We start from the raw sequence: 21,921 nt of genomic DNA, 5'->3' as shown, positions 1-21,921 counted from the left end.
GAACTCAGCGGCCAACGTTCTTCATGTACTTGAAGAAATCGGACGAAGGTTCGACCACCAGGACGTCACCCTTGTTGGCAAAGCTGCCCCGGTACGCCTCGAGGCTGCGATAGAAGGCGTAGAACTCGGGATTCTTGCCGAAAGCCTCGGCGTAGATCGCCGAAGCCTTGGCGTCGCCCTCACCCTTGGCCTTCTGTGCATCGCGATAGGCTTCGGCAATGATCACTTCGCGCTGGCGATCGGCATCGGCGCGAATCTTCTCGGCCTCGGCCGCGCCTTCCGAGCGCAGTTCGTTGGCAACCCGTTTGCGTTCCGCTTCCATCCGGCTATAGACGGCGCCACTGACTTCTTCCGGCAACTCGACGCGCTTCAGACGTACGTCGACGATCTGCACGCCAATGCGGCGGGCGTCGACATCGGCCTTCTCGCGCATCTGATCCATGATCTTGTCGCGCTCGCCGGAGATCACGTCGTGCACCAGACGCTTGCCGAATTCCTCGCGCAGGCCGGAATTGACCGTCTGGCTCAGACGGGTGCGGGCGCGTGTTTCATCGCCGCCGACCGAGACGTAGTAAAGCTTGGGATCGATGATCCGCCACTTGATATAGGAATCGACCAGGACGTTCTTCTTTTCCGAGGTGATGAAGCGCTCGGGATCGGCGCTATCGAGCGTCAGGATGCGACGGTCGAAGAAACGCACGTTCTGGATCATCGGCACCTTGAAATTCAGACCCGGCTCGGCAATCACACGCTTGACCTCGCCAAGCTGGAAAACCAGGGCGTATTGCCGTTGGTCGACGGTGAAGATCGACATCGAGACGACGACAAGAATCAGGAGGACAACGCCTCCCAGCAGGTTGAGACGCGAATTCATCAGCGGGCCTCCCGTTCACGCGATCCCAGCGGTGAGCGTTCGCTGGACGCGCTGGATAATGACTTGCTTGTTACCGCCGGCGCCTGCTCGACCTGCGGCGGCACCTGGCCGGCGAAGGCCGACGGCTGACGAGCGGCCACCGCCGCGTTGTGCCCGTCCCCCGCCTGCTGCTGGACGGCAGTCCCGGCGGAAACGTTCATCAACTTGTCGAGCGGCAGGTAGAGCAGATTGCCCTGGCCCTTGGTATCGACCAGAACCTTGGTGGTATTGGCGTAAATCTGCTGCATGGTGTCCAGATACATGCGCTGCCGGGTCACTTCCGGCGCCTTGGCGTATTCGGTGACGATCTGGCGGAAGCGCGAGGCGTCACCCTCGGCGTTCGAGATGACACGTTGCCGGTAACCGTCCGCTTCCTGGAGCAGACGCGCGGCCGTACCGCGAGCGCGCGGGATCACGTCGTTGGCGTAGGACTGGCCCTCGTTCTTCTGGCGCTCCCGATCCTGCCCAGCCTTGACCGCATCGTCGAAGGCGGCCTGCACCTGCTCCGGCGGCTGGGCGTTCTGCATCGTCACCTTGGAGATCAGCACACCGGCTTCGTAACGATCCATGATCGCCTGCATCAGTTTCGCCGCCTCGCTGGCAATCTGCTCGCGCCCCTCATAAAGCACGAAGTCCATCTTGCTCTTGCCGACGATCTCGCGCACCGCGGTTTCCGCGGCGCCGACCACGGCTTCGTCAGCATGACGGTTGTTGAACAGGTATTCGACCGGGTCCTTGAGGATGTACTGCACCGCGAACTGGATGTTCACGATGTTCTCGTCGTCGGTCAGCATCAGCGCTTCCTTGAGCACCTTGTTGCGCTCGGTGCCGCGATAGCCGATCTCGATCGTGCGCACACCGGTCAGGTTGACCAGTTCATGCGACTGGATCGGATAGGGCAGGCGCCAGCGCAAACCGGGTTCGGTCGTCTCGTAGCGCTTGCCGAACTGGAGGACGACGCCACGCTGCGATTCGTCGACGATGTAGAAACCGGAAGCCAGCCAGACCAGGACGATCAACCCGAGCAGGATACCGATCCCGCCACCCAGCATCTTCGGCCCGAAATCGACCGGCGGCATGCGCGGCCCATCGCCGCCGCCACTGCCGCCGCCGCGCTTCTTGCCCATCATGCCGGACAGCTTGCGATTGAAGTCGCGCCAGAGCTCTTCCAGGTCCGGCGGCCCGTCGTTCGGACGGCGAGGACCACCGCCATCCTGGCCGTCGTCACCACCACGGCCGCCCCAGCGCGGATCGTTGATCGACATGAGTATACCTAGCGTAGGAATCATGATTTTGGGGATTCAGTCAATGAAATCAGGTTTGCCGGACAGGCTTCCGCATCGAGCGCCTGGCGCCGCGACGCGGCCTTGGCCCGGGCGTATTCGGCCAGGGTTTCGCGCAATAGTTCCAGGCCTTCGCCAGTGCGCGAACTGACGCGAACCCGGGCGATATTACCATATTCGTTCCGCTCGACCCCGGGCCCGGCCTCGGTCAGGTCGATCTTGTTCCAGACCACCAACCGCGGCACGTCGCGGGCACCGATCTCGTCGAGCACCCGGTCGACCTCGGCCATCTGCTCGTCGCGAGCATGGCTGGCGCTATCGACGACGTGCAGCAGGAGGTCGGCATCGACCGCTGCTTCCAGGGTCGCGTGAAAGGCGTCGACCAGCGAGTGCGGCAGATCGCGGATGAAACCGACGGTATCGGAAATGACGATATTGCCGGCTCCCTCGACCCACAGCTTGCGCGAAGTCGTGTCGAGGGTAGCGAACAACTGGTCGGCGGCGTAGACACCCGCATGGGTCAGGTTGTTGAACAGGGTCGACTTGCCGGCATTGGTGTAGCCGACCAGCGAAACATTGAACACGTCGCCGCGCCGCCGTGCCTTGCGCTGCACGCCACGCTGGCGCGCCAGGCGGGCGAGACGCTCCTTGAGCAACTTGACGCGGTTGCCGAGCAGCCGCCGGTCAGTTTCCAGCTGGGTTTCCCCGGGACCGCGCATGCCGATGCCGCCGCGCTGGCGTTCGAGGTGGGTCCAGCCGCGCACCAGGCGGGTGGACAGATGTTCGAGCTGGGCCAGTTCGACCTGCAGCTTGCCTTCGGCACTCGCCGCACGCAGCGCGAAGATGTCGAGGATCAGGCTGTTGCGGTTGACCACCCGGCAATTCAGGTCGCGCTCGAGATTGCGCTGCTGCACCGGCGACAGAGCATGATTGAAGATCACCAGCTGCGCTGCGCAGCCGGCGATCATGGCGGCAATTTCCTGCACCTTGCCGCTGCCGGCAAAGGTCTTCGGGTCCGGCGACTGACGTCGTCCGCGAACTTCACCGACCACCGCACCTCCCGCGGATTCGGTCAATAAGCGAACTTCTTCGAGCTGGTCTTCGATATCCAGCTGGCCGAAATCGAGTTGTACGACAACGGCCCGCTCACCGGCAGCCGGCCGTTCAAGCATCGGAAATTCCTGCGGAGAAAACAGCCCCTGAGAGCGGAGGCTGCCAGACCAGCCGCCTTATTCTGCGGCCTGCTCTTGATGGATGTTGACCGGGCGCGCCGGCACAACCGTGGAGATGGCGTGCTTGTACACCATCTGGGTGACGGTGTTCTTGAGGAGGACGACGTACTGGTCAAAAGACTCAACCTGCCCCTGCAGCTTGATGCCGTTCACCAGATAGATGGAAACGGGAACATGCTCGCGGCGCAGTGCATTGAGAAAGGGGTCTTGTAAAAGTTGCCCTTTGTTGCTCATGGTGTGGAACTCCATGTGTGTTGTTATGAGGGTCCTAATGTACCCAAATTAGTCGGTGGATGCGAAAATTTTTGTGCGTTATTTGTGACAATGATTCAGCGGCGTGGCTCCTTCTCGGCAAACGGGTTCTTGCCGGCGACGAACTGGATGCGCAGGGGCGTTCCCTGCAGCTTGAAGGCTTCGCGGAAGGTGTGCTCGAGGTAGCGGCGATAGCTGTCGCCGATCTGGTCGACGGCATTGCCGTGGATGACGATGATCGGCGGATTCGAGCCCCCCTGGTGCGCATAACGCGGCTTCGGCCGGAACAGACCGTGCTTGGGCGGCGCCTGGCGGGCGATGGCGTCGGCCAGCACGCGCGTCAGACGCGGCGTGGACAGCTTGGTCATCGCCGCCGCGTAGGCGCTGTCCACCGAACGGAACAGGTTGCTCAAGCCGACATTTTCCAGCGCCGAGACGAAATGGAACTTGGCGAAATCGAGGAATTTCAGCTTGCGTTGCAGGATCTGCCGGGTCTGTTCGCGCACGTAGGCGTCGAGCCCGTCCCACTTGTTGACCGCGACCACCAGGGCCCGCCCGGACTGGACGATGAAATCGGCGATGTGCGCATCCTGGTCGGAGATATCGGCGCGGGCGTCGACCATCAGGATCACCACGTTGGCGTCTTCGATCGACTGCAGCGTCTTCACCACCGAGAACTTCTCGATCGCCTCGAACACCTTGCCGCGCTTGCGCATGCCGGCGGTGTCGACGAGCACGTACTTGCGCCCTTCGCGTTCGAAATCGATCTCGATCGAGTCGCGGGTGGTTCCGGGCGCGTCGAAGGCGATGACGCGCTCTTCGCCGAGCAGGGTATTGACCAGCGTCAACTTGCCGACGTTCGGCCGGCCGACGATGGCGACGCGAATCGCGTCGGAATGCCACTCGTCGTCCTCCGGCTCCGGGAAGGATTCGAGCGCCAGCTCGATCAGGCCGCGCACGCCTTCGCCATGGCTGGCGGAAATCGCATACGGCTCGCCGAGGCCGAGGGCATGGAAATCCGCCTCGACCATGCCGGCGTTGAGGCCTTCCGCCTTATTGACGGCGACCAGCACCGGCCGGCCGATGCAACGCAGCTTGTTGGCGATTTCCTTGTCGTGCGGGGTGAGGCCGATCCGGCCGTCGACCACGAAAATGACCGCGTCGGCTTCGGCGATCGCCTGTTCCGTCTGCTTGGCCATCTCATGCAGGATGCCGTCCTTGACCAGCGGCTCGAAACCGCCGGTATCGACGACCAGGAAAGGCTTCTTGCCGAGCTTGCCGTGGCCGTAGTGGCGGTCGCGGGTCAAGCCGGGAAGGTCGGCGACGATGGCGTCGCGCGATTTGGTCAGCCGGTTGAAGAGCGTCGATTTGCCGACATTGGGGCGGCCGACCAGTACGATGGTGGGTTTCATTGGATCCCGATCAAGCTGACGTCACCGCCCGACGACTGCGTCAGGACGGCTTCGCCGAGTCGCTGCGGCGCAACCCGGATGGCGGTGCCATCGGTTTTCTGGCGCGCCAGGAAAGCCCCCTCTTCGCGTGAGAGGAAATGCACGTAGCCTTCGGCGTCGCCGACCACCACCGCATCGCCGCGCACCGCAGGGGCGGTCACCGCGCGGTTGCGCAACTTGTCCTGCTTCCACAGGCTGCCGCCGCTCAGGCGGTCGAGCCCGTAGATGACACCTTCGTCGTCGGTGACGAAGAGATAACGACCGTCGAGCGCCAAGCCGCGGGCCGAGGAAATGTCACGCGACCAGACCATGGCCCCGCCCTGCCCCATGTCGAAACAGGCGACCTTGCCCTGGAAGGCGACGGCGCAAATCTGGGTACCGTCGATCACCGGCGACGAAACGATATCGGCGACGCGATCCAGCTCGGTCGTCCCCTTCGGCTGGGCGACGGCGCCCTCCCAGACCGGTGCGCCATTCTGCAGCGACAGGCCGACCAGCTTGCCCCCCGGAAAACCGGCAAACAGGTAACGGTCGGCGAACACCGGGGCGCCGGTGGAACGCACCGACAAGGCCGGCATCGGCCGCTGGTACAGCCATTTGCGCGAGCCATCTCGGGCATCGAGGAAGAAGATCCGGTTGTCGCCGCTGCGCACGGCGACGCCGTCCGCGCTGACCGCCGGCGTCGCCAGGACTTCGCTGCTCACCTGGGCCTGCCACAGCGCCTTGCCGGTCTCCGCGTCGAAGGCCAGCACGCCGCCCTTCGCCGTACCGACGACGATCATTCCGGCACCGGCACCGACGCCGGCCGACAGCGGCTGCCCGGCATCGATCTTCCAGGTCGTCTTGCCGTTGTCGAGGCGATGGATGCTCCCCTTGTACTCGGCGACGTAAACCGCCCCGCCCAGCGCGGCCGGCGCAAAATCATAGGCCTTGGCGTCGCCGACATCGACCGACCAGAGCGTCTTCGCCGCCTGTTCGGACTTGCCCAGTTCGGGCAGCGGCGACATCTTGGGCGCCGACGGCGCGAAGGGATTGATCGATTCGAAGGTGCTGGAGATCGTCGAACAACCGCCCAGCGCCAGGGCGGTGGCCGCCAGCAGGAAGAGTGGGCGACGCGTCATGCGCTTTCTCCCAGGCTGTCGAGCTTCTGCTGCAGCAGTTCGCGGCCGGCGCCTTCGGCCCCGGCGCCGACCTTGCCGATGGCTTCCTGGTAGGCGGCGCGCGCTTCCGCCGCCTTGCCCTGGGCGCTCAGCACGTCGCCCTTCATTTCCAGGAAACGTGCCGCGAAATCGGCTGCCGGCGCCTCGGCCAGTTGCTTGAGCGCCTCGTCGTAGGCCTTCTCGTCGAGCAGCACGGCGCTCAGACGGAGGCGGGCGATGTCGCGCAACTCATCCTTGGCGTTGTCGACGACCCAGCCGAGCTGGGCCTTCGCCGTCTTCAGGTCGCCGGCGTCGAACGAACTGCGCGCGGCGACCATGGCGCCGAGACCGGCGTAACCGGAACGCGGAAATTTTTCCGTCAGCTCGCCGGCAGTCGCCTTCAGCCGCTGCGCGTCGCCAGCCTCGATCGCCTGTTCGAGCGCGGCGAACACCGCCGCCGCCTTCGCCGACTGATCGTTCTGGTACCAGTTCCAGCCCTGCCAGCCAGCGGCTGCCAACGCCGCCACGGTCAGCAAGGAAGTGACCAGGTTGCCGTACATCTTCCACCAGGTTTTCAGCGTGTCGATCTGTTCCTGTTCTTCGAGGTCGTAATGCGCCATGCCGTTTATTCCTCTTCGTCCGAATCAATCATGTGGTCGATGATGGCTTCCGCCAGTTCATCGACCTTCAGTTTACGTTGTTCCACGCCTTCTTCGCGCAGCGCCTTCAGTTGCGCCTCGCCGGTTGCCGCCTCGTCGTCGCCGATGATCACCGCGAAGGCGGCGCCGCTGCCGTCGGCCTTCTTCATCTGCGACTTGAACGAACCGCCGCCGCAGTGCAGCAGCACGTCCAGCCCCTGGTCGCGCAGACCTTCGGCGACGCGGAAAGCCTGTCGGCCGGCGGCTTCGCCCTGGTGCACGACATAGACGTCGGGCGCCGGCTCGGCCGGCGCGCCGCCGGAATCCTTGATCAGCGCGATCAGCCGTTCGACGCCCATGGCGAAGCCGCAGGCTGGCGTCGGCTTGCCGCCGAGCTGTTCGACCAGGCCGTCGTAGCGCCCGCCGGCGCAGACCGTGCCCTGGGCGCCGAGCTTGTCGGTGACCCATTCGAAGACGGTCAAGTTGTAGTAATCGAGACCGCGCACCAGGCGCGGGTTGATCGTGAACGGCTGGCCGGCGTCGCGCAGCACCTGCTGCACGCCTTCGAAATGAGCGAGCGACTCGGCGCCGAGGAAGTCGATCAGCTTCGGCGCCGCGGCGCAGATGTCCTGCAGCGCCGGGTTCTTGGTGTCGAGGATGCGCAGCGGGTTGGTGTACAGACGACGCTTGGCGTCTTCGTCGAGCACGTCAACGTGCTGCTCCAGGTAGGCGATCAGCGCGGCACGGTGCTCGGCGCGCTCGGCCGGCTGGCCAAGGCTGTTGATCTGCAGTTCGATGCCGTCGAGGCCGAGGTCGGCCCACAGGCGGGCGCCCATCAGGATCAGCTCGGCATCGATGTCCGGACCGGCGATGCCGAAAGTCTCGACGCCGACCTGGTGGAACTGCCGGTAACGTCCCTTCTGCGGCCGCTCGTGGCGGAACATCTGGCCGATGTAGTAGAGGCGCTGCGTCTGCCGCGCCGCCAGGTTGTGCTCGATCACGGCACGGACGCAGCCGGCAGTGCCTTCCGGACGCAGGGTCAGCGCCTCGCCGTTGAGGCCGTCGACGAAGGAATACATTTCCTTCTCGACGATGTCGGTCACTTCGCCGATGGCGCGCTTGAAGAGCGGCGTCGGCTCGACGATGGGCATGCGGATCGGCCGGTAGCCGTAGCCCTTCAGCCAGGCGCGGACGGTATCTTCAAACAACTCCCAGAATGCCGCTTCTTCCGGCAGGATGTCGTTCATCCCGCGCACGGCTTGCAAAGTCTGACTCATGCTTGCAGTTTCTTCTTGTAGGTGCGCTGGACGTAGCGCTCGATGATGTCCTTGAATTCGTTGGCGATGTTGTCGCCCTTCAGGGTCACTGTCTTCTCGCCATCTTCATAGACCGGCGCCGACGGCGCTTCGCCGGTACCCGGCAGCGAGATGCCGATGTTGGCGTGCTTCGATTCGCCCGGACCATTGACGATGCAGCCCATGACGGCCAGCGTCATGTTCTCGGCGCCGTCGTAATGCAGCTTCCATTCCGGCATGCGGGCGCGCACGAAGTCCTGCACCTCGCCGGCCAGTTCCTGGAAGAAGGTCGAGGTCGTCCGGCCGCAACCGGGACAGGCCGCAACCATCGGCGTGAACGCGCGCAGGCCCATGGTCTGCAGGATTTCCTGGGCGACGATGACTTCCTGACTGCGCGAACCGCCCGGTTCCGGCGTCAGCGAGACGCGGATGGTGTCGCCGATGCCTTCCTGCAGGAGCACCGCAAGCGCAGCGGTCGACGCGACGATGCCCTTGGAGCCCATGCCGGCCTCGGTCAGGCCCAGATGCAGCGCGTAATCGGCGCGCCGCGACAGTTCGCGGTAGATGGCGATCAGGTCCTGGACGCTCGACACCTTGCACGACAGGATGATCTTCTCGCCGGCGAGGCCGACTTCCTCGGCCTTCGCCGCCGATTCCAGCGCCGAAGTCACCATCGCGTGGCGCATCATCTCGGTCGCATCGAGCGGCTGCGCCCGTTTGCTGTTCTCGTCCATGATCCGCGCCAGCAATTCCTGGTCGAGGCTGCCCCAATTGACGCCGATGCGTACCGGCTTGTCGTAGCGGCAGGCGAGTTCGACCATCTGCGCGAACTGCTCGTCCTTCTTCTTGCCGAAACCGACGTTGCCTGGGTTGATCCGGTACTTGGCCAGCGCCTCGGCGCAGGCCGGGTGCTCGGTGAGCAGGCGATGGCCGTTGTAGTGGAAGTCGCCGATCAGCGGCACGTTGCAATTCATCTTGTCGAGATGATCGCGGATCTTCGGCACCGCCGCCGCCGCTTCCGGCGAGTTGACCGTGATGCGCACCAGTTCCGAGCCGGCGCGCGCCAGCTCGGCGCACTGGATGGCGGTGGCCAGGTAGTCGGCGGTGTCGGTGTTGGTCATCGACTGGATGACCACCGGCGCATCGCCGCCGAGGCGGACGTGGGCAATCGACGTGGCGCGCGTCGGGCGCTTGGCAAGGGCGGTCACGGCTTAATCCACCAGCAGGCGGGCGACATCGCCACGGGTATGCGGCGCCAGATCGACCACCTTGCCGTTGGCGACCAGGCTGACCCCCGGCGCGTAGCCGATGGTCACCGACAGCGGCGCCTTGCCGCCGACCTGTTGCTCGCTGCCCGCCGACAGACGCTGGGAAAACACCACCACGTCGTCGCGGTCGCGCACTTCCACCCAGGATTCGCGGGCGACATGGAAACGCAGTTGCCCGGCCGCTGCGCCTGCCGCCACCGCTTGGGCCGGTGCTGCCGGTTGGGCCGGCAAGGGGCTGAGCACGGCAGGAGCCGGCGCCGCCATCGGGGCTTGCACGACAGGCGCCGGCACCGGCTGCGACGGCGCCGGCACCGGTGCCGGCGCTGCGGCTTCGGGCGGCGGGAAAAGCGGCTCCTGCGCCGCCGTCGATTCGACGGATTCCGCGCTCGAAGAACTGCCATCGAGCAAGGATTGCAGGTTGGCGCGCCAGGCGGCGAGATCGTTGGGCAACAGGAAATAGGCCAGCGCCGCGACGACCACCAGGCCGACGCCGACGGCAACCACCGCCCGGTCGCGCGAACGGCCGCCGCTGCGCATCGTTGCCGGCGCCGCCGCGGGTACGTTCAGGGTATCGACCGGCTTTTCCAGCAGACTGGCCAGGTGCGCCATCAGGGGCTGCGGATCGATGCCGACCAGGCGCGCATAGTTGCGCACGAAACCACGAATGAAGGTGGTTCCCGGCAAATCCGTCCATTCGTCGCGCTCCAGCGCCTCGACCTGGCGCGGACCGAGTTTCAGCGCCTGGGCGATATCGCCCACTGCCAGGCCACGCGCTTCCCTGGCCTGCCGCAATTGCCTGCCGACAGACAAGGTATACACCGTCGGCTGTACTGGCTCGTCCGCATCCGGCATGGACGAGTTTTCGTTCTGCTCACTCATTCAAAGTTGCCCTTGAGGAATTCCTGATATTCGTTCGAAGTCGGGTAACGGCTGCGCAACTGGGCGGCGAAACCGCTCTCCGCCGAGCGATCGCCGAGCTTGCGCTCGATGCGGATGCCCAGCCAGAGGGCTTCGGCGCTCGGCGGCTCCATCATGCGCAGGGCCTCGTTGAGGTAAACACGCGCCTCGGCCGAGTTGCCCCGCTTGTGAATGAGGCCGGCCAGACCGATCCGGGCGGATACCGCGCCACTGCGCGAGACCCGCACCGCCTGCAGGTAGTAGTTCATCGCCTGATCGGCATCGCCCAGCTTGACCAGGCAGTTGCCGGCGTTGGTCAGCGCCAGGTCGGGCGTATCGTAGAGCGGATCGCGCAAGGCGCGGTCGAAATGGGCGATCGCTTCGCGCCGCTTGCCGGTTTCGCAGAGGAACCAGCCATAGTTGTTATTGACTTCGGGATCGTTGGGCGCTCGCGACAAAGCTTCGGAAAAATCATGCTCGGCCTTGGCGAACTCCCTGAGCGAGGCATAGACCAGACCGCGCACGCTGAGCGCCTGGAAATAGTTGCCGTCGATTTCGAGAGCCTGCCCGAGATGGTCGATGGCAGCGGCGGGGTTGCCGCCCTGGAAGTAAAGCGACCCGAGTTCGGTATGAATCTTGGCCCGCGTCCGCGGATCGGCAACCGACAGCGGCTGGTTCTCCTGCTTCATCTGCGACGGGGACTGCTGCTGTGCCGCCGCCGGCAGGGCGCCGTCGAATTGCGCGAAAGCCGGCCCGCCACTCCATAGCCCGGCAAGCATGACAAGACCGAGCAAACGGAAACGCTGATTCATGACCTCGACTCCTGAATGGGAATGACACCACCGGCGGTGCGCCGGGTCTTGTCCTTGACCTGGCCGGCCAGTTGACCGCAAGCGGCATCGATGTCGTCGCCGCGCGTCTTGCGCGTGGTGGTGACGATGCCGCCCTGGATCAGGATTTCACCGAAACGACGCACCCGTTCCGCCGGCGAGCGCCGGAAGGGCGAACCGGGGAAGGGATTGAACGGGATCAGATTGAACTTGCACGGCACGTCGCGCACCAGCGCCAGCAGCTCGCGGGCGTGGGCGTCGCTGTCGTTGATGCCGGCCATCATCGTGTATTCGAAGGTGATGAAATCGCGCGGCGCCTTTTCCAGGTAACGCCGGCAGGCGGCCATCAGTTCGCGCAGGGGATATTTCTGGTTGATCGGCACTAGCTGGTCGCGCAGCGCATCGTTCGGCGCGTGCAGCGAGACCGCCAGGGCGACCGGGCATTCCTCGCGCAGGCGGTCGATCGCCGGCACCAGGCCGGAAGTCGACACCGTGACCCGGCGCCGCGACAGCCCGTAGGCATGATCGTCGAGCATCAGGCGCAGGGCGGCGACGGTATTGTCGTAGTTGGCGAGCGGCTCGCCCATGCCCATCATGACGACGTTGGAGATCACCCGCTCGTCGCCGTGGACCGCGCCTAGCGCGTTGTTGGCCTGCCAGAGCTGGCCGATGATTTCCGCCACCGTCAGGTTGCGGTTGAAGCCTTGCTTGCCGGTCGAACAGAAAGCGCAATCGAGCGCGCAACCGGCTTGCGTGGAAATGCACAGGGTACCGCGATCGTCCTCGGGAATGAACACCGTCTCGACCGCGTTGCCGTTGCCGACGTCGATCAGGAACTTGCGTGTCCCGTCGTCCGACAGCTTGTCGGAGACCACCGTCGGCGGCGCCACGACCGCCCGCGCCTTGAGCTTGTCACGCAAGCTCTTGGCGATGTCGGTCATGGCATCGAAATCCGCCACCCCGGAACGATGCATCCAGCGCAGCACCTGGCGAGCCCGGAAGGGCTTTTCGCCCTGCTCGGCAAACCAGGCGGTCAGGCCGTCGGCATCGAAATCAAGAAGATTCTGCATCTGCATCCCGGGGATCGTGCCCGCCACACTGGCCGGCACGACAACAACAAATCAACGACCGGCGTAGGTGTTCATGCCCGGGAAGAAGAAGGCAACTTCCACGGCGGCAGTTTCCGGTGCGTCGGAACCATGCACGGCATTGGCGTCGATCGACTCGGCGAAGTCGGCGCGGATGGTGCCCTTCTCGGCCTTCTTCGGGTCGGTGGCGCCCATCAGCTCACGGTTCTTGGCGATGGCGTTCTCGCCTTCGAGAGCCTGGATCATCACCGGGCCGGAGGTCATGAACGAAACCAGGTCCTTGAAGAAAGGACGTTCCTTGTGCACGGCGTAGAACTGGCCGGCTTCCTGCTCGGACAACCAGGTCATGCGGGCGGCGATGACCTTGAGGCCGGCGCCTTCGAAACGGGAATAGATCTGACCGATGACGTTCTTGGCAACGGCGTCCGGCTTGATGATGGAAAGAGTGCGTTCGATAGCCATGTGTTTGCTCCGAAAAAAGCTAGTCGTTTGAAAAACGGGGAATTTTAGCAGATAAGGACGGGACACACCCGCCTTACTGGGCGGCGGCTTCCTTTTGCAGGGGTTCGCGCAGGCGCTCGAAATCGCGCGGCGCAACGTATTGCAGCAATTCCTTGCCGTCGGCGTCGACCACGACATCGAGCCCCTTTTCCGGGTACAGCAGGTGAACACGCTTGTCGCCGATCGGCACACGCGCCCCCGGCGCCCCGAAACGCTGAATGACGGTCGCCTCGTCGAGGCTCGCCTTGGGGATGACGCTGATCGCCCGTACCGGCAAGGCATCGGCGGCAAGCTTGTCGTCCGGATGCAGGAAGATCTTGCGCGTCGCGCTTTCCATGTACTGCCCCTTGGGTGCCCGCTCACGCATCGCCGTGATCATCTCGGGGGTGGTATCGACGGTCAGGATCACCTTGGCCAGCACGAAACCGAGCGGCAGTTCCGTGTAATACGCCTCCAGCGTGCCGACTTCGTTCGGCGTGGCGATGATCGCCACTTCCGGCGCTTCGCCGCCCAAGACGGCACGCACTTCGCCCAGGGTTTGCGTCCCCGGGCGGATGCCGAAAACGCGGCTGCCCCCCTGACCATCGACCTCGATCTGCCAGGGCAGGTTGGCATTCGGATCGACGCCCGCGCGCTGCCCGAGGCCGGGAATGAGGAAAGGAACAACCAGCGCGACAACGATCAGCGCAATGATGGCGAGGGCAGATTTCATGATGGACAGGAGAGCGGCGGAGGCGGAATTGTGCCACAGAGAAGGAAAAGGCCGCGCCCCTTGCGGAAAGCGCGGCCAGCTTGCGGACAACCTGGACGGGTCAGATCATGCCTAGAGTTCGCGGCAGCCAGAGCGAGATCGCCGGCACGTAGGTGATCAGGATCAGGAACACCAACATCGACAGCAGCCACGGCCAGACGGCGACGGTCAACTCGGTGATCCCCATCTTGGTGATGCCGGAAGCGACGTACAGGTTCAGGCCGACCGGCGGGTGACAGAGACCGACTTCCATGTTCACCACCATGATGATGCCGAAGTGCACCGGATCGATACCGAGCGCGATGGCGATCGGAAACAGGATCGGCGCCAGGATCAGCACGATCGACGACGGCTCCATGAAGTTGCCCATGACCAGCATCAGGATGTTGGCCATGATCAGGAAGCCGATCATGCCGATCCCGGTGCCCATCATGGCATCGGCCATCGCCTGCGGGATGTTCTCGTGCGTCAGCAGGAAAGAGAAGAGCACGGCGTTGGTGATGATGTAGAGCAGCATCGCACTCATGTTTGCCGAGTTCAGCAGCACCTTCGGCACGTCCTTCATCCCTAGGTCCTTGTACACGAAGACCGCGACGATGAAGGCGTAGACCGCGCTCATCGCAGCCGCTTCGGTCGGCGTGAACATGCCGGTGTAGATGCCGCCCATGACGACGACGATCAGGAACAGGCCCCAGGCCGAATCCTTGAACGCCTTGGCCCGCTCCGCCCAGCTTGCCTTGGGCAAGCGCGGATAGCCGAACTTGCGCGCCCGGTTCCAGGTCACGAAGCCGAGGAAGGCCGCCAGCAGCAGACCCGGCACGACGCCGGCCATGAACAGCGCGCCGACCGAGGTATTGGTCGACACCGAGTACATGACCATGACGATCGACGGCGGGATCAGGATGCCGAGCGCGCCGGAGGTGGTGATGACGCCAGCCCCGAAGTTCTTCGGGAAACCCTGCCTGACCATCGCCGGCAGGATGATGGCGCCGATCGCCACGACGGTCGCCGGGCTGGAACCGGAAACCGCCGCGAACAGCGCGCAGGCCATCACACCGGCGAGGCCGAGACCGCCGTGCCAGTGACCGACCATCGACGAGGCGAAGTTGATCATCCGCCGCGCGACACCGCCGTGCGTCAGGAAATTGCCGGCCAGGATGAAGAACGGGATGGCCATGATCTCGAACTTCTCGATCCCGGTGAACAACTTGAGCGCGACCGATTCGATCGGCACCTGCGTCATCGTGAACAGGAAGGTGAGCACGGTGAGGCCGAGCGAAATGGAGATCGGCATGCCCGTCAGCATCAGGACGAGCAGGATGATGAAGATGATGGCGGCGCTCATTTGTCGTTCTCCTTGCCGGCGTCGCTGTCTTCGCCCATTTGCTTGTGTTTCAGGTCGCGCGGATGGAGGTCGTCGCCCATGTCGTAGGGATTGACGTCCACCGGCAGCACTTCTTCCTCGATGCCGTCGACATGACCGTGATCGTGGTGCGGCAGTTCGCCGGTCCGGATGAACGAGACGATGACCTGCAGGAAACGAAAACACATCAGGTAGGAACCGAGCGGGATCGCCGAATAGACGATCCAGGTCGGCCATTCGAGATCGGGCGTCGTCGGGCCTTCGTACAACTCACCGACATTCATGCCCAGCCAGGTCTTGAACTGGTACTCGGCGCCATTCTCCAGAACGAAGGTTGCACCGAGGCTGCCGACGATGAAGGTGAACAACGCCCCCGCCGCCAGGCCGAAAACGATGAACTTGCCGCGATTGGCCGCGGAAAGCCGGTTGATCAGCACATCCACACCAACGTGGATGCCGGTACGCACGCCATAGGCTGCCCCGAACTTGGCCATCCAGACGAACATGATGATGGTCAGTTCCTGCGCCCAGCCCATGTTGATTTCCAGCAGCCAGTCCTGCACCCCCGGAATTTCAACCCCGGTACCGTAGCGATGGACGACCGACGCGAAAATGATCAGCGTCGCCGCCCCCATGAGGAAGGCGATCAGCCACTCCTCGAGATGATCGAGAAACTTCATGGAATTCCCCCGTTGGAAGACGCCTGTCAACCTATCGGCCGCCAGGCGTGCTATTGCAAAAGCCGCTTACAGCTTGCTCGGGTCGAAACCGGTGGTCTTGTAGACCGCGTCGATGGTTTCCTTGCCGATCCGGCTCTCCATCTTCTTGTGCACCGGTACCAGGACCTTCTTGAAAGCACTACGCTCGGCCGCCGTCGGCGAATAGACCTGGGTCTTGCCGCTCTTGCGGACGCTTTCCAGCGAGTTGTCGTTCTCCACCTTGGCAATCTGGTTGGCGTAGCGGGTCGCCTGCACCATGGCATCGTCGAGCTGCTTACGGATATCCGCCGGCAGGCCGTCCCAGAACTTCTTGTTGACGATCACCGCGTAGCCCAGGTAACCGTGATCGGTCAGCGTCAGATGCTTCTGCACTTCGTGCATCTTCTGGGTGTACAGGTTGGAGATCGGGTTCTCGGTGCCATCGACGACGCCGGTCTGCAGCGCCTGGTAGACCTCGGAGAAGGCCATCACCTGCGGCAGCGCCTTCAATGCGCGCACCTGCTCTTCCAGCACCTTCGACGACTGGATGCGCAGCTTCTTGCCCTTCAGGTCATCCGGCGTCTTGATCGGCGTGTTTGCCGAGAAGGACTTGAAGCCGTTGTCCCAGAACGCCAGGCCGCTGATTCCCTTGGGTTCGAGCTTGGCCAGCAGTTGCTTGCCGACCGGACCGGTGGTGACCTTGTGCAGGTCGTCGTAGCCGTTGAAGATGTAGGGCAGGTCGAAGACTTCGAATTCCTTGACGCCGAGCGGGCCGAACTTGGCCAGCGATGGGGCGAGCATCTGTACGGCACCGAGCTGCAGCGCCTCCATTTCTTCCTTGTCCTTGTACAGCGTCGAGTTCGGATAGACCTCGACCTTGACCTTGCCCTTGGTCAGTTCGGCAGCCTTCTGGGCAAAGAAATCGGCAGCCTTGCCCTTCGGGGTATCGTTGGCGACGACGTGGCTGAACTTGATGACGATCGGCTGTTGCGCATAGGCGCCGAGCGAGACGGCACAGGCAAACAGGCCGACGAGAAGCTTGGAAACTTTCATTGATTTATCTCCTCCTGAAGTTGGAATGTCGCGAAGTTCGGATTGCGACTGATGCAAAGTATTACGAAAGGACTAACGACTGCGTATTGTGGATATCCACATCCCGCGCCACGGGTTAACATCGCCGCCATGCGCCCGATCGCCCTCAAGAACCGCCCCGAAAAACGCCGCCTGCGCTGGCTGCTGACCCTGCCGAAACTCGGCCTGGTCCTGCTGATGATCGCCTTGCTCGCCCTACTCTGGCTGCTGCAGCGTTCCGAGCACGAAGAACAGCGCAACATCCTGATCAAGGACGTGCTCTGGCTGGAGCAGAACCTGCGTTTCCACCTCGAAGGCAATCGCGATCTCCTGCAACAACTCGCGGTCAACATGGCCGACCCCGACGAACGGGAGAAGCTGTTCCAGCTCCGCTCGACCCACCTGCTCAAGAACAGCCCGGAAATTTCCCAGATCTCCTGGCTCGACGCCACAGGCCGGCGCCTGGCCTCGTTGCCCGGCCAGAGCCCGCAGGAGGAATCCTTGCTCAAGCCGGCAACCACCGCGCGCGCCTTCGATGTCGCCCGCCGCCTCGGCAAACCGACCTACAGCGCGCCGCTGATCCTCCCCGGCGGCGACAGTTTCGTCGAACTGCTGGTGCCGATCTACGGCAAGGCCGGCCTGAGCGGCATGCTGCTGGTCGCCTATCCGCTGACCGACCTGCTCAACAGCCAGGTGCCCTGGTGGTTCACCGAAAAGTACAAGGTCGAGATCGTCGACGACAACGACATCCTTTATGCCAGCAAGACCCACCTCGAAGGCGTCAACGCCGACAGCTACCAGATCCCCTTCGACCCGCCCGGCCAGGGGCTACGGCTCAAGGTCAGCAATTACGCCACCGAACCCGGGGGCCTGCAGCGCCTGCTCACCGCCTTCATCCTGCTGCTCGCCGGCGGCGTCTTCTGGAGCCTGTGGCTGGTTCGCGACCTGATGCAGAAAAGTTCGCGCGCCGAAGAAGCGCTGCGCGCCGAGCATGCGTTCCGGGCGGCGATGGAAGATTCGCTGACGGTCGGCATGCGGGCCCGCGACCTCAAGGGTAAGATCATTTACGTCAACCCGGCCTTCTGCAAGATGACCGGGTTTGCCGCCGACGAACTGGTCGATCACGAACCGCCGATGCCCTACTGGGCACCCGAGCACATGGACGACACGCAGGCTCTGCACCTGGCGGTGATGGCCGGCCAGGCGCCGAGCGAAGGTTTCGAGATCACCTTCATGCGCAAAAACGGCGAACGCTTCCAGGCCCTGGTATACGAAGCCAAACTGATCGACGGCCATGGCCAGCATACCGGCTGGATGGCGTCGGTGCTCGACATCACCGAGCGCAAGCGGGCCGAGGAACTGGCCCGCCAGCAGCAGGAGCAGTTGCAATTCACCGCCCGCCTGGTGACCCTCGGCGAAATGGCCTCGACCCTGGCCCACGAACTGAACCAGCCACTGGCGGCGATCGCCAGCTACAACACCGGTTGCCTCAACCTGCTGTCGACCGACAATTTCTCCTGCGGCGATCTGCGCCCGGTACTGGAAAAGATCGGCGTCCAGGCCCAGCGCGCCGGCAGGATCATCCGCCGCGTCCATGATTTCGTGCGCAAGAGCGAACCCAAACGCGCCCCCTGCGCCCTCGGCGAAGTGATCGAGGACTGCCTGGGCTTCGTCGAAGCCGATGCGCGCAAGCGGCAGATCCGCATCGAGGCCAGCGTACCGCCGCTGCCGCTGCTGCCGGCCGACCGCCTGATGCTGGAGCAGGTGTTGCTCAACCTGATGCGCAACGCGATGGACGCCATGAACGACACCCCGCCCGCCCATCGTCTCCTGCACATCGCCGCCCGCGTCGTCGACAACGAGGTTGCCGTCAGCGTCAGCGATTACGGCTGCGGCATCGCGCCGGAAATCGAAGACAAGCTGTACACCGCCTTCTTCACCACCAAACAGGAAGGCATGGGAGTCGGCCTGTCGATCTGCCGCTCGATCATCGAATTCCACCGCGGCCGCCTGTGGGCGGAGAAACACCCCGCTTCGCCGAGCGGAAGCGGTACGATATTCACCTTCACCCTCCCCCTGGACCACGCATGAACACGCCGAAAGCACATCTGGTCGACGACGACGACGCGATCCGGGACGCCCTCAGCTGGCTCCTCCAGTCGCGCGGCCTGCCGCACGCCGATTACGCTTCCGCCGAAGCCTTCCTCGCCGCCTGGACGCCCGCCACCAGCGGCTGCCTCGTGCTCGACATGCGGATGTCGGGGATGACCGGTCTCGACTGCTTCGAGCAACTGCTCGAACGCGGCTCGACGCTGCCGGTGATCTTCCTCACCGGCCACGGCGACGTCCCGCTCGCCGTCGCCACGCTCAAGCGCGGCGCCTTCGATTTCTTCGAAAAACCCTTCAACGACAACGACCTGGTCAGTCGGATCGCCGAGGCGATCGACCTCGACGCCAGCCAGCGCGCGGCGCACGCCGAAGCCGATTCGGTCAACAGCCGGATCTCGCGGCTGACCACCCGCGAACGGCAGATCATGGACCTGGTGCTGGCCGGCAAGTACAACAAGGTGATCGCCGACGAACTCAACATCAGCATGCGCACCGTCGAAGTCCACCGCGCCAACCTGTTCGACAAGATGCAAGTCAAGACCGCCGTCGAACTCGCCAACCTGTTCAAGAACGGGCGCTGAAACGGCATTGGAAATGCGCGGCCTGACGCTTCCCTTGCCTGTCATTTTTCGCTAGCATCACGCCAGACTGAATTGCGGCAGACGCCGCCCCACCGGAACATCACCCCCTGAATCCACGAGGCAACCATGAGCGAGCACATCCATTACGTCACCGACGACACCTTTGAAAGCGAAGTGCTGCAGGCACAGCAGCCGGTGCTCGTCGACTACTGGGCAGAATGGTGCGGCCCCTGCAAGATGATCTCGCCGATCCTCGACGAAATCGCCGTCGAATACAGCGGCAAGCTGAAGGTCGCCAAGGTCAACATCGACGACAACCAGCAGACGCCGGCCAAGTACGGCATCCGCGGCATCCCGACGCTGATGATCTTCAAGAACGGCAATGTCGAGGCGACCAAGGTCGGCGCCCTTTCGAAATCGCAACTTGCCGCCTTTATTGACAGCAACCTGTAATACCCTTAGTCTCCCGGCCTGAAGGTACGCTCGTGCCTTCAGGCGACGCCAGCGACGGTCCCGTCCCGCGTCATACATCACTCCCCAGCACACTCAGCTTCCGCGCCCTTCCATCGGGCTGACGCCTGCGCTCATCCTCCAGCGCCCTCACACTCCCATGCAACTTTCCGAACTCAAGACACTACACGTCAGCAAACTGCTCGACATGGCGACCGAACTCGTCATCGAAAACGCCAACCGCATGCGCAAGCAGGAGCTGATCTACGCCGTGCTCAAGGCCAAGGCCAAGAACGGCGAAACGATCTACGGCGACGGCACGCTCGAAGTCCTGCCCGACGGCTACGGCTTCCTCCGCTCGGCCGACACCTCCTACCTTTCCAATCCCGACGACATCTACGTCTCACCGTCGCAGATCCGGCGCTTCAACCTGCGTACCGGCGACACCGTCGAGGGGGAAATCCGCACGCCGAAGGATGGCGAACGCTACGTCGCGCTGACCAAGCTCGACCGCATCAACGGTTTCCCGCCGGAAGCCAACAAGAACAAGATCATGTTCGAGAACCTGACGCCGCTGCACCCGACGCGTCACCTCCAGCTCGAACGCGAAATCAAGTCCGACGAGAACATCACCAGCCGCGTCATCGACATGATCGCGCCGATCGGCTGCGGCCAGCGCGGCCTGCTCGTCGCCCCGCCGAAGACCGGCAAGACGGTGATGCTGCAGAACATCGCCCACGCCATCACCGCCAATCACCCGGAAGTCGTGCTCATCGTCCTGCTGATCGACGAACGGCCGGAAGAAGTGACGGAAATGACCCGCACGGTGAAGGGCGAAGTCGTCGCCTCGACCTTCGACGAACCGGCCACCCGCCACGTCGCCGTCGCCGAGATGGTCATCGAGAAGGCCAAGCGCCTGGTCGAACACAAAAAGGACGTGGTCATCCTGCTCGACTCGATCACCCGCCTCGCCCGCGCCTACAACACCGTGCAGCCGGCCTCCGGCAAGGTGCTCACCGGCGGCGTCAACGCCAACGCCCTGCAGAAGCCGAAGCGCTTCTTCGGTGCCGCGCGCAACATCGAGGAAGGCGGCTCGCTGACCATCCTCGCCACCGCGCTGATCGACACCGGCTCGCGCATGGACGAAGTGATCTACGAAGAATTCAAGGGCACCGGCAACTCGGAAATCCACCTCGACCGCCGCATGGCCGAGAAGCGGATGTACCCGGCGGTCAACGTCAACCGCTCCGGCACCCGCCGCGAAGAACTGCTGTTGAAGCCGGACGTGCTGCAAAAGATGTGGGTCCTGCGCAAGCTCTGCTACCCGATGGACGACCTCGAAGCGATGGAATTCCTGCTCGACAAGGTCAAGTCGACCAAGGGCAACGCGGAGTTCTTCGACGCCATGCGGCGGGGGTAAGCACTTTCGCTGGCGTTGTTGCAGGGAGGCCGGGGAACCGGCCTTTTTGCTTTTCTGGCGGGCGTGTTCGGTTACTGAACCGCTGTTTTCCCCTTGAGCTTCAGCGGGCGGCTTTGGTTTCTGATGCGCCGGGTTCCGCGCCTGACGCGCGGGCGTACTTTCTTTTTTTGGAAAAAGAAAGTAGCCAAAGAAAAAGCCACCCCCAGGTCGGCGCCGGGCTTCGCCCGGTCCCTTGCGCTACTCGACGCGCCGGGCGGCTGCGGAACTCGGCCCTGCGGGCCTCAGACAGTCCTCGCCGACTTCCCCCGGCACGCCTGCGTTGCTCAGCGCCTCTCAGGGGGGCCCCAAAAAACGTCTCTGCTGTACGGTCAAGGTTTAAACCTTCAGTGTTTCCGTTCCGCTCGGTTTGCCGGGCCCCTTGGGAGGCGCCGAGCAACGCAGGCGTTGGCGGAAAAAGGGCGAGCACTGTCTGAGGGGCAAAGCCCCGAGTTGCGCAGCCCCCGCCAACGACGAGTAGCGCAGGGTACCCGCGCAGCGGGCGCCGACCTAGGGTCGCCTTCTTCTTTGGCTACTTTCTTCTTGGCGAAACAAGAAGAAAGTACGCCCGCGCGTCAGGCGCGGAACACAGCGGCTCAGAAAACAACAACGCCCGCCGGACAACGGCGAAAAGCAGCGGCTCAGAAAAACACAA

The 21,921-nt window shown here is 63.8% G+C and carries 21 protein-coding genes; 4 read left to right on the top strand and 17 right to left on the bottom strand.

Going from position 1 to position 21,921, the window contains the following annotated elements:
- Window positions 1-4: 4 nt before the first annotated feature.
- The 17 genes from hflC to AC0KWY_RS20785 all read right to left on the bottom strand — a co-directional run bounded on the left by hflC (window position 5) and on the right by AC0KWY_RS20785 (window position 16,652).
- A complete protein-coding gene (gene hflC, locus AC0KWY_RS20865; RefSeq protein WP_474027410.1) occupies window positions 5-874 on the bottom strand; it encodes a protease modulator HflC in 870 nt (289 codons plus the stop codon).
- Window positions 874-2,178, bottom strand: coding sequence for an FtsH protease activity modulator HflK (hflK, locus tag AC0KWY_RS20860; RefSeq protein ID WP_474027409.1), 1,305 nt, complete (start codon window positions 2,176-2,178; stop codon window positions 874-876). Before hflK ends, hflC begins: the two co-directional genes overlap by 1 nt.
- 20 nt (window positions 2,179-2,198) lie before the next feature.
- Window positions 2,199-3,368, bottom strand: coding sequence for a GTPase HflX (gene hflX, locus AC0KWY_RS20855; RefSeq protein ID WP_474027408.1), 1,170 nt, complete (start codon window positions 3,366-3,368; stop codon window positions 2,199-2,201).
- Window positions 3,369-3,425: 57 nt separating this feature from the next.
- Complete coding sequence (gene hfq, locus AC0KWY_RS20850; RefSeq protein WP_374328576.1) at window positions 3,426-3,662, bottom strand: RNA chaperone Hfq; 237 nt, start codon at window positions 3,660-3,662, stop codon at window positions 3,426-3,428.
- Window positions 3,663-3,757: 95 nt separating this feature from the next.
- Window positions 3,758-5,092: a ribosome biogenesis GTPase Der gene (der, locus tag AC0KWY_RS20845; protein WP_474027407.1), complete on the bottom strand. Its 1,335-nt coding sequence runs from the start codon at window positions 5,090-5,092 to the stop codon at window positions 3,758-3,760.
- Entirely contained in the window at window positions 5,089-6,252 is a 1,164-nt protein-coding gene (bamB, locus tag AC0KWY_RS20840; protein ID WP_474027406.1) for an outer membrane protein assembly factor BamB, read from the bottom strand. Before bamB ends, der begins: the two co-directional genes overlap by 4 nt.
- Window positions 6,249-6,890 (bottom strand): YfgM family protein, encoded by a 642-nt coding sequence (locus AC0KWY_RS20835; protein ID WP_474027405.1) that lies wholly within the window; start codon window positions 6,888-6,890, stop codon window positions 6,249-6,251. The genes bamB and AC0KWY_RS20835 overlap by 4 nt, the downstream gene beginning before the upstream one ends.
- Window positions 6,891-6,895: 5 nt before the next feature.
- Complete coding sequence (hisS, locus tag AC0KWY_RS20830; protein WP_474027404.1) at window positions 6,896-8,185, bottom strand: histidine--tRNA ligase; 1,290 nt, start codon at window positions 8,183-8,185, stop codon at window positions 6,896-6,898.
- Window positions 8,182-9,411, bottom strand: coding sequence for a flavodoxin-dependent (E)-4-hydroxy-3-methylbut-2-enyl-diphosphate synthase (gene ispG, locus AC0KWY_RS20825; RefSeq protein ID WP_474027403.1), 1,230 nt, complete (start codon window positions 9,409-9,411; stop codon window positions 8,182-8,184). Before ispG ends, hisS begins: the two co-directional genes overlap by 4 nt.
- Before the next feature lie 3 nt (window positions 9,412-9,414).
- Window positions 9,415-10,350: a RodZ domain-containing protein gene (locus AC0KWY_RS20820; RefSeq protein WP_474027402.1), complete on the bottom strand. Its 936-nt coding sequence runs from the start codon at window positions 10,348-10,350 to the stop codon at window positions 9,415-9,417.
- Window positions 10,347-11,180 (bottom strand): type IV pilus biogenesis/stability protein PilW, encoded by an 834-nt coding sequence (gene pilW / locus AC0KWY_RS20815; RefSeq protein WP_474027401.1) that lies wholly within the window; start codon window positions 11,178-11,180, stop codon window positions 10,347-10,349. Before pilW ends, AC0KWY_RS20820 begins: the two co-directional genes overlap by 4 nt.
- A complete protein-coding gene (rlmN, locus tag AC0KWY_RS20810; RefSeq protein ID WP_474027400.1) occupies window positions 11,177-12,268 on the bottom strand; it encodes a dual-specificity RNA methyltransferase RlmN in 1,092 nt (363 codons plus the stop codon). Before rlmN ends, pilW begins: the two co-directional genes overlap by 4 nt.
- 51 nt (window positions 12,269-12,319) lie before the next feature.
- On the bottom strand, window positions 12,320-12,748 hold the full coding sequence (gene ndk, locus AC0KWY_RS20805) for a nucleoside-diphosphate kinase (RefSeq protein WP_474027399.1): 429 nt from the start codon (window positions 12,746-12,748) through the stop codon (window positions 12,320-12,322).
- Between the two features lie 73 nt (window positions 12,749-12,821).
- Entirely contained in the window at window positions 12,822-13,499 is a 678-nt protein-coding gene (locus AC0KWY_RS20800) for a hypothetical protein (protein WP_474027398.1), read from the bottom strand.
- A 100-nt stretch (window positions 13,500-13,599) separates the two neighbouring features.
- A complete protein-coding gene (locus AC0KWY_RS20795) occupies window positions 13,600-14,883 on the bottom strand; it encodes a TRAP transporter large permease (RefSeq protein ID WP_474027397.1) in 1,284 nt (427 codons plus the stop codon).
- Window positions 14,880-15,581, bottom strand: a complete 702-nt coding sequence (locus AC0KWY_RS20790) for a TRAP transporter small permease (protein ID WP_474027396.1) — start codon at window positions 15,579-15,581, stop codon at window positions 14,880-14,882. The genes AC0KWY_RS20795 and AC0KWY_RS20790 overlap by 4 nt, the downstream gene beginning before the upstream one ends.
- 66 nt (window positions 15,582-15,647) lie before the next feature.
- The gene (locus AC0KWY_RS20785; protein ID WP_474027395.1) at window positions 15,648-16,652 is read right to left on the bottom strand and encodes a TRAP transporter substrate-binding protein; all 1,005 of its coding nucleotides are present in this window, start codon (window positions 16,650-16,652) and stop codon (window positions 15,648-15,650) included.
- A 129-nt stretch (window positions 16,653-16,781) separates the two neighbouring features.
- On the opposite strand from AC0KWY_RS20785, the gene AC0KWY_RS20780 reads away from it, so the two are divergent.
- The 4 genes from AC0KWY_RS20780 to rho all read left to right on the top strand — a co-directional run bounded on the left by AC0KWY_RS20780 (window position 16,782) and on the right by rho (window position 21,230).
- Window positions 16,782-18,761 carry a sensor histidine kinase gene (locus AC0KWY_RS20780; RefSeq protein WP_474027394.1) on the top strand — a complete coding sequence of 660 codons (1,980 nt, stop codon included), beginning with the start codon at window positions 16,782-16,784 and terminating at the stop codon, window positions 18,759-18,761.
- The gene (locus tag AC0KWY_RS20775; RefSeq protein WP_474027393.1) at window positions 18,758-19,360 is read left to right on the top strand and encodes a response regulator transcription factor; all 603 of its coding nucleotides are present in this window, start codon (window positions 18,758-18,760) and stop codon (window positions 19,358-19,360) included. Before AC0KWY_RS20780 ends, AC0KWY_RS20775 begins: the two co-directional genes overlap by 4 nt.
- Before the next feature lie 126 nt (window positions 19,361-19,486).
- Window positions 19,487-19,813, top strand: a complete 327-nt coding sequence (gene trxA, locus AC0KWY_RS20770; RefSeq protein ID WP_474027392.1) for a thioredoxin TrxA — start codon at window positions 19,487-19,489, stop codon at window positions 19,811-19,813.
- Window positions 19,814-19,970: 157 nt separating this feature from the next.
- Window positions 19,971-21,230: a transcription termination factor Rho gene (gene rho / locus AC0KWY_RS20765; protein ID WP_474027391.1), complete on the top strand. Its 1,260-nt coding sequence runs from the start codon at window positions 19,971-19,973 to the stop codon at window positions 21,228-21,230.
- Window positions 21,231-21,921 lie beyond the last annotated feature (691 nt).

It is taken from the genome of Azonexus sp. MM2026_4 (genome assembly GCF_055901855.1).
This window is presented reverse-complemented; position numbering and strand designations above follow the sequence as displayed.